At 33.3% G+C, this 8,124-nt stretch carries 9 protein-coding genes and 1 pseudogene; 6 read left to right on the plus strand and 4 right to left on the minus strand.

Features of this window, described 5'->3' with window-relative positions; genetic code table 11:
• Positions 1-683: pseudogene (locus tag DT250_RS32505) on the plus strand (S-layer homology domain-containing protein); the annotation flags it as partial.
• A gap of 864 nt (positions 684-1,547) precedes the next feature.
• On the opposite strand, the gene DT250_RS31965 reads toward DT250_RS32505, so the two are convergent.
• The 4 genes from DT250_RS31965 to DT250_RS30875 all read right to left on the minus strand — a co-directional run bounded on the left by DT250_RS31965 (position 1,548) and on the right by DT250_RS30875 (position 3,976).
• Positions 1,548-1,685, minus strand: coding sequence for a hypothetical protein (locus tag DT250_RS31965; RefSeq protein WP_000737575.1), 138 nt, complete (start codon positions 1,683-1,685; stop codon positions 1,548-1,550).
• Complete coding sequence (locus tag DT250_RS30865) at positions 1,682-2,776, minus strand: Rap family tetratricopeptide repeat protein (protein WP_149214348.1); 1,095 nt, start codon at positions 2,774-2,776, stop codon at positions 1,682-1,684. Before DT250_RS30865 ends, DT250_RS31965 begins: the two co-directional genes overlap by 4 nt.
• Before the next feature lie 321 nt (positions 2,777-3,097).
• Positions 3,098-3,526, minus strand: coding sequence for an ImmA/IrrE family metallo-endopeptidase (locus tag DT250_RS30870; RefSeq protein WP_149214349.1), 429 nt, complete (start codon positions 3,524-3,526; stop codon positions 3,098-3,100).
• Between the two features lie 21 nt (positions 3,527-3,547).
• Positions 3,548-3,976 (minus strand): helix-turn-helix domain-containing protein, encoded by a 429-nt coding sequence (locus DT250_RS30875; protein WP_149214350.1) that lies wholly within the window; start codon positions 3,974-3,976, stop codon positions 3,548-3,550.
• Between the two features lie 137 nt (positions 3,977-4,113).
• Here DT250_RS30875 and DT250_RS30880 point away from each other — a divergent pair, with 137 nt between their 5' ends.
• The 5 genes from DT250_RS30880 to DT250_RS32510 form a co-directional block, all read left to right on the plus strand.
• A complete protein-coding gene (locus DT250_RS30880) occupies positions 4,114-4,350 on the plus strand; it encodes a helix-turn-helix transcriptional regulator (protein ID WP_149214351.1) in 237 nt (78 codons plus the stop codon).
• An 86-nt stretch (positions 4,351-4,436) separates the two neighbouring features.
• Positions 4,437-5,336: a DnaD domain-containing protein gene (locus tag DT250_RS30885; RefSeq protein ID WP_149214352.1), complete on the plus strand. Its 900-nt coding sequence runs from the start codon at positions 4,437-4,439 to the stop codon at positions 5,334-5,336.
• A gap of 103 nt (positions 5,337-5,439) precedes the next feature.
• Positions 5,440-5,826: a hypothetical protein gene (locus DT250_RS30890; RefSeq protein ID WP_149214353.1), complete on the plus strand. Its 387-nt coding sequence runs from the start codon at positions 5,440-5,442 to the stop codon at positions 5,824-5,826.
• Between the two features lie 237 nt (positions 5,827-6,063).
• Entirely contained in the window at positions 6,064-7,080 is a 1,017-nt protein-coding gene (locus DT250_RS30895; RefSeq protein WP_149214354.1) for a lysozyme family protein, read from the plus strand.
• Positions 7,081-7,345: 265 nt separating this feature from the next.
• A partial coding sequence (locus DT250_RS32510; RefSeq protein WP_255450562.1) for a M23 family metallopeptidase occupies positions 7,346-8,124 on the plus strand: 779 nt, incomplete at its 3' end.

Here is an 8,124-nt window from a genome sequence, read left to right on the forward strand (position 1 = left end):
AAACAAAACCAGAGACAAAACCAGAGACAAAACCAGAAACAAAACCAGAGACAAAACCAGAAACAAAACCAGAAACAAAACCAGAGACAAAACCAGAAACAAAACCAGAAACAAAACCAGGAGTAACGCCAATAGGTATTCCCAATGCGTTAGTGACAGAGGATTTTTTCTTTGATAGATATTCAATTGAAATTTCACCTGTAAGAGAGAAATCTATTTCTAAACAAGGTCAAAATCTTGTTACTGAAGTAAATAAGAAATATAATGCGAATTTCAGATATAGATACGTAGCATCAGAAATTGATCTATATACTCCTAATTTGCCAAGAATGATTGATTCTCATGGTTCATTTTCGTTTGTTGGGAAGGATGAAGATAATTTCTATTTCGTGTTTGTCGTTGACAAATCAACTGTTGAGCTAGCGAAAAACTGGATGCATATGATAAATCCGAATTTCACACTTGATAAAGAGATTGATAAATTAGTAAATCCAAATCCAGAATTAAAAAAAGAAATTGATAGTTTTATAAAAAATAATAAGGATTATATCAATCGTTTTGAAAAAGATAATCATAGCGTAGAAATAGCTATAAGTCCTCTACATTCAATAAGCCCTGGAGAGTCTGTAGTTACTCTAAATCCAGATTACTCTATATTACACGTTTCTGTACAAGCAAAATAATATTTAAGTAGTGTATTGATTTTCGTACAGTGAAGTATGGACAATATTAGAGCTTAGAGATTTTTTGAAAAAGATCGACTGTGATATTATCCCCTTTAGGTGGATAGTGTAAAAAAGACCATGTAAACACGTGGATGTTACACTATTAACTGGAGGGGATTTTTCATGACTAAAAAGATCGATATTTAATACCTATTTAGAAGAATTAAAGTTATCAGCTGTTCAAAGTTATTTAAACGGAGAAGGAAGTTACAATATGATAAAGGAAAAATATCAGATTATAAGTTCTACCTAGCTTAAAAATTGGGTCAAAAAATTTAAAGAATGTGGTGAGATTTCAGATACTCACGGGAAAAATGGGGGAATGAAAGGTATACCAAACCCTCTAAAAGGAAAACGTGTTTATTTTAGGACGATTGAAGAGGAACGTGACTACTATAAGGCGAAGGTTGAATATTTAAAACAGCAGTATCCAAATCTCTAAATGAAGGCGTACTAAAATATAAAGAGAGATATCATATCATTGAATCATTAAAGACAAAATATCCAGTTATATGGCTTACGAAATTTGCGGGTGCACATCGTTCAAGTTACTATAAGTATTCATACCAAAGGTATGAAAAACATGCGACTAGAATCCGAGAAATGATTAATAAAGGTACTACGATTGATTCACGTAAAGCACAAAGAATATGGTTATCCACGTATGAAAATCGCGTTACAGGAAGAGGGCTATTTTATAAATCACAAAAATTTTTCGCTAAAAAGAATTAATAGCATATACAAAGTGGAGCAATATAAAAAGGGAAGAAAACATTCTTCCCTTTGCATTAGTATCTATTCTGTGTACATTAAAATAGGATATCAACCACCGTGATCTCCATGTTCCATCATCATAATAACAGGTGTAACAGATTCATTGTTACCCTTGTCAGAGGAAATACCTGTTGTCAAAGTTAAGGCTGTTAAAACGCCCATCAATCCTAATACTAGTTTTTTCATTTTAAGGACTCCCTTTCTTTGATTTTTTGTCGTGTCTTCGCGGCCAGATAGAAGTATTCACTTGATTTAATATGGTTTCTTTCTTCATAGAATTTAACAGCCAAATACTCTTGGCTATCTTCCACATACTCATATAGTGATTCGCTTTCAAAGTAAGATATTCCTTCAAGTGCAGTCTTTTCTAAATCTTCTCCAGTTACATTTGAGATGAGGCAGTTTAAAATAGAGAATAGATGGATATACTCTGTATTGCCTAATTCGAGGCATATGCTATAACCTTTATCGACTAAATCCTTCGCAATATCAAGTTCATTCAATTTATAATGTTCTCTAGCTTTTAAGAAGATTGCCTTGTGATGTTTAGGATTATGGTTTATTACTTCTGAAAGATATCTAATCGCCAAAGGAGAGAGGTTTTGACTAGAGTACATATACCCTAGGTTATGTCTAACCATAAGAATATACTTTTCCTCATCAAGCTTTTGAAATATATCCATAGCTTTGATAAGGTGTTCTTCTGATAATGCCCATTCTTTTAATTTTGTACATGCAGTTCCAAGAAGATTCTCACAGAACCCGACGTTACGTTCATAGTTCTCGTGTTGTTCAAAAATCTCTTTTGCTTTGGCCGTATATTTAACTGAGTTAAGTGATTCATAAATATCATAATGAAAAGCACCTAATTTATAGTAAAACTCCGCCTTTTCAATCTCGTCGGGTACTAATTTAAGAAGAGATTCTGCTTTGTCAAAGTGTTCTTTTGCGATTGCATAGTTACCAATACCCGAAGTATGTATTGCTTTAAAGAAATGATAGTAGTAAGTTAAAAAGTTGTTTGTTGGAATCTCAAATGCTTCAACCTTATCAAAACTACTTGCAGAGACACCTAAGTTGTCTACAATGTATTGGAAGCGGAAGTCTAAAAGGGAGTAATATAATAGTAGATTCTGATCTTCTTCTATATTGTTAATCTCTTTATCAATCTCTTCTTTCAGTCTATGCGCTTGACTAATTCTTCTTGCACGGATTTCTATATACCATTCATTTAAAAGCTGTGTAATCTTATCGTTCCCCTTAACTGAAACGTTCATAGTATCCTCCTCAACCTATATATATATATGATATATCTTAATAAATATCATAACAGAAATTAGATAAGACTAAATCCATCATATAACATTTCTCAATAAAAAACAGAAAATTCAGTTAATAAATAATAGCAGCCCTTATTATATATGTTTTGAGGGCTACCGTAAAATGACGATTACTAGACTCAAAAAAAGTATAGCACAAAAAAGAAGACTTACATAATTTTAAACAATAGATATTATTTCATTTCTTATGCTGTAATGATGGAATAATCTCTTTTTTTCGTCAGTGTTTGAACCAATAATTAAAATGTCTTAATTCCTTTAGCAAGGCTTGTAAAATTCCAACAGTTCAACTGGAATATTATTTTTGTATGCTATACATGCTTTTGTATCATCAGGCTGAATGGTCTTTTTGTCAATTAACAAAAGCGCAGCAAACGTGTTTGCTTCTATCTCTAATTTATCAACGGAAAAGAATGTATTCTTACGCAGGAAAGGTGTATTTGCATGAGTATGTAGAACCGCATGTCCTAATTCATGAGCACAAACAGTTCTCTGCATAGATGCAGATAAATTAGTATTAATAACAATGAAACGATTTCTTTTTTCATATTTATAAAAACCATTTATTTCTTCATGTAAATTCCATGTTAGTACATGTATTTTTAAGTAATCTGCAAGCTCATAGGGGTTTTTCGTGTTGTATTGGGTGCTAAGTTGTTGGACTAGATCTCTAATGACAAATTTCAATGTATTCCTCCTAAGCTCGCATCAAATATCGTCTGGTTTACGATATTTCTTAGGCACGTATTTTTTATTGATTACTTTCGTTTGTTTTACAATGTACTCCATTGCATCTAATAGTGATTCTACAGCTTCTTGACTCATTGGTTCACCAGAGAACATTAAGCCATCTTCTCCTTGAAGGTCTTTTTTTATTTCTTCCATTCTTTTTGCTATGTCTTTCTCGTTTTTTGACGTTAATTGCTTCTTTGTTTCGTCCGTGACATCTCGTCCTAGTAAATAGTCAGCTGAAACCGAAAAGCAATCAGCTAATTTAGTTAGAACATCATGTGGAGGGAATCTTTCTTCTGATTCGTAATAACCTATCATTCTTTGGGATACTCCAATTTTTTCAGCCAGTTGTTTTTGTGTTAAATTTTCCTTTTTTCGTAAGGATTTTAATCTAAGTCCTATCACATTTTTCACCTCTTTAATTGAACTAAGTGTTCTCTTTGGAATATATTTTAGCACATATTGTTCTTTTTTGCATTGACACAGAACAATTAGTTCTGTAATCTGTATTTAGAACTAATTGTTCTTTTGGAGGTGGAATAATGGGAAATAAAATGTACAATCCGCAAAAAAATATATATAAAGAAATTGCTCATTATTGTGGGGTGACTGAACGGTATATTCGAATGATTGATCAAAAAGAGAGAACCCCATCAATGGAAACAGCTAAGAAGATTGCTAAGTATTTTGATATGAGTATAGATGATATTTTTTTTAATAATAAATCGAACTTAAAGTTCTTTTTAACATCGTGTTGGTTTAAAAGGAATAAAAAGTAGGTTTCATCATAGGGAAGTTAGTAATAGTTAGTACAGAATATCGATTGTAGGTATTTGATCTTAACAATAATGGAGAGGTAAATATTATGGGGATTTTTAGAGTTAAAAAAGATAATAATTATTCCGTTATTAATAATACGGGTTTAAAAGATAAAAGGCTTTCTTGGAAGGCGAAGGGGATATTAGCATATATACTTACACTTCCAGATGATTGGGTGTTTTATAGGGAAGAATTATCCCAGCACGCAAAAGATGGTATTAATAGCTTAAGAACTGGAATGCAAGAATTAAAAGAGTACGGATATATTAAGAGATTTCCTATTAAAGATGTAAAAAACAAAATTGTTAGATGGGAGACTATTATTTATGAAATCCCATTGGATGATTTTCCACCAGTGGAAAACCCACCTGTTGATAATCCTGCTGCTGGGAACCTACCGGTGGAAAACCTTAAGCTACTAAATACTGATATACAAAGTACTAAAGAACTAAATACGGATATACCAAATACAAATTATCATCATGATAATCAAGATAAATCACTATCACAAAGATTGATGGATGAAGATTTTAAAATAGCTTATAGCTATTTTCTGAAAAACGGTATTCCGTTAAGTAAAACAGCTATACCAGAGCTTGGTGGATTTTGTGGAGCATTGGGAATTGAATTGATTCTTGAGGCAGTAAATAGATCTATTGATGAACACGTACCAAAGTGGAGGTATGTACGTGGAATTCTTAAAAATTGGGAAATCCAAGGGGTAAAAACACTAAATGATATTGCTAAATTAGATGTACAGTTTGACCTTAAAAAGAATAAAAAAGAAATTGGTTCAGGATATATCAAACGAATTGAAATGGTACCGGAATGGTTGCATCAAAAAGAAGGTGAAAACCCTAGGGAACAATCCCAAAAAAATACTCAATCAACTATAGATGAAGAGCGTGAGAGATTAAAGGCTTTATTAAAAAAATATAAATCATAAGAAACATTTATAAATTTTTATAAATTGATAATAAAGGTTATCTTAACTTTGGAGATTACAATAAACACAGAATTTAAATAAAGAAAAGTAGGGGGATTATTATATGTTTGACTGGCTGAAGGATTATCAGAAACTAGAAGAAGAAATCGCATATTTAGAATATAATTTAGATAAATCAAAAGTAGAGTTAAAGCGCTGGACTAGTGGGGACTTGCAAAATGTACGATTAACTGCTGAATCAGATGGGGCTAAAGTAGAAGATCGGATTGAAGCTATTGAATATGAATTAGGATATAAGATGAATGAAATGTTCAATTTAAAGGTTTTAATTAATAAGTTTGCAGGATTAGATCATCAAATACTCAAAATGAAGTATGTTGATGGAATGACTTTAGAACAAATAGCGTTTGACTTGCATTATAGTACAGGCTATATCCGACGAAAACATGCTGAAATAAGAAAGATTGTCAAGTTTTTAGAGGGGTTTTAATGTTACCTTTTTGTAGGCTACATGCAGTGTACAGAAAGTATTGAAAAAGTGATTTATAGTAGTAATATAAGATTTCGACGAAAGAGCAACTATTTTATGGTTGCTCTTTTTGTTGTGAAAGAAGCTAAGTACTATGGAGTAATTCAATAGGTTAATAGGTATTTAGAAGTTAAAAGTACTTAGTAAAATAGTAGTGTTTGGTCCAAAAATAATAGGGAAATAAGGAGATGTTTAGTAATGGGTATGTTAGCTGCGTCAGTTAAGACAAAGAATTTGCCGCAACGGGTCCTCCGATGGCAGACAATGGTAGAAAATGAATGTAATGCACAAGGGGTACCTGAGTTAGTACCTTATGTATTAGGAATTATTATGGTGGAAAGTGATGGTGATGCTGAACAGACGCCCGATATTATGCAGTCAAGTGAATCTCAAGGGAGACCGATGAATTCAATTGACAATCCTAAGGATTCAATTCATTACGGGGTAATGCACTTAATAGGAGCTTTTGCAGATGCAAAAAAATATGGTATTACAGATTTAAGTGCAATTGTTCAAGCATATAATTTTGGGCGTTTTTACATCCGTTGGTTAGCCTCTAACAATAAACAGCATTCACTGCAGGTGGCAGAACAGTATTCTAAAACTGTTGTTGCGCCATCTCTTGGAAATAGCACTGGCGCAATGATTCGATATAGTCATCCTATCGCTGTGGCATACAATGGTGGCTATAAATATAAAAATGGTGGAAATTTCTTCTATGCTGAAATTGTTAAACAGTATGTAGATTTTGTCGGAGGAGTTGATCCTACTGATGTAGATACGCGTAAAAACGTGATGCTACCTTCTGATTGGTTAACTAATAACTTAGGTTGGTTACAATGTATAGAACGACAATCTTGGGTGTATAAAGAACCAAATGAACTTGCGGAAGTAGTAGGAAAGATTCCTCTTGGCAGTGGGCATGTGTATTTAGAGACTGCATGGGATGGGAAAAGATTTTGGTTTAAAATTGCCAATGATAACTGGGTTCCTGAAACAGTAATGCGTATTGAAAAAGATGGTAGAAGTAAAGGTGTCGTTTGGAATGAATGGGATGGGCTAGAATGTTACCATCACGCAAATTACAACAGTGGTATACGCGATCGAGTAGGTGTAGGTCAATGGGTAATTGAGTTTAGGGATAACAACTGGATTTACATTACAGATAAAGGGTGGGTAGAGTTTGACGAAAAAATCATTCGTTGGATTCGCTAAAAAAGATAGTGCTCTTATTGAAGTACTTCACAAAAGTCACCTGAGAAAACTAAAGTATATCTGGATGTGTTAAACATACATTATATTTTGAAAACAATACATGGTTAAAGGAAATCTTGATGTAAGGTAACGACGGAGAACTTTTTTCTATCAATCTTATAGTATGAAAAATTAGTATATAGGCCAAAAATATATAAATAGTAAATCAAGGTGCTTATGTAAGTACCTTTTTTATATGGTGTGAAAAATAGAAAGGAAGATTAATATGGCAAAATTTATTTATCCAACAGATACAACAAGGGTAACAAGTGGTTTTAGAGGCAGCAGACCAGATCATCATGGGGTAGACCTTGCAGAACCAGGTTATCATCCGATTTATGCAGCGGCTAGTGGACAAGTTAGTCGCTCTTATTATTCATCTAGTTATGGTGAATGTATTATGATTGTGAATAATATTGATGGGGTCAAATGGGAAACTGTATATGCTCATATGCGTAGTGGTTCTCGAACGGTGAATGTAGGGGATTATGTTACACAAGGACAAACTATTGGAGTTATGGGGAACACTGGAGATTCTAGTGGCCAACACTTGCATTTTGAAATGCATAAAGGTGGCTGGGATATTAATAAGAGTAATGCTGTGAATCCGTTAGACTATCTGGGAAAAGGAGACGGTGGTAACACTGGAAATGGTTCTGATCCTACTGATGTAGATACACGTAAAAACGTGACGCTACCTTCTGATTGGTTAACTAATAACTTAGGTTGGTTACAATGTGTAGAGCGACAATCTTGGGTGTATAAAGAACCAAATGAACTTGCGGAAGTAGTAGGAAAGATTCCTCTTGGCAGTGGGCATGTGTATTTAGAGACTGCATGGGATGGGAAAAGATTTTGGTTTAAAATTGCCAATGATAACTGGGTTCCTGAAACAGTAATGCGTATTGAAAAAGATGGTAGAAGTAAAGGTGTCGTTTGGAATGAATGGGATGGGCTAGAATGTTACCATCACGCAAATTACAACAGTGGTATACGCGATCGAGT

Origin of the sequence: Bacillus sp. AR2-1 (assembly GCF_008368755.1) — a bacterium.
In the GTDB taxonomy this organism is placed as follows: domain Bacteria; phylum Bacillota; class Bacilli; order Bacillales; family Bacillaceae_G; genus Bacillus_A; species Bacillus_A wiedmannii.

Excerpts from the sequence above, each read along its gene's own strand:
- DT250_RS31965 (WP_000737575.1), bottom strand. The coding sequence starts at position 1,685 with ATGAAAAAACTAGTATTAGGATTGATGGGCGTTTTAACAGCCTTAACT.
- DT250_RS30865 (WP_149214348.1), bottom strand. The coding sequence starts at position 2,776 with ATGAACGTTTCAGTTAAGGGGAACGATAAGATTACACAGCTTTTAAAT.
- DT250_RS30880 (WP_149214351.1), top strand. The coding sequence starts at position 4,114 with ATGGGAAATAAAATGTACAATCCGCAAAAAAATATATATAAAGAAATT.
- DT250_RS30885 (WP_149214352.1), top strand. The coding sequence starts at position 4,437 with ATGGGGATTTTTAGAGTTAAAAAAGATAATAATTATTCCGTTATTAAT.
- DT250_RS30890 (WP_149214353.1), top strand. The coding sequence starts at position 5,440 with ATGTTTGACTGGCTGAAGGATTATCAGAAACTAGAAGAAGAAATCGCA.
- DT250_RS30895 (WP_149214354.1), top strand. The coding sequence starts at position 6,064 with ATGGGTATGTTAGCTGCGTCAGTTAAGACAAAGAATTTGCCGCAACGG.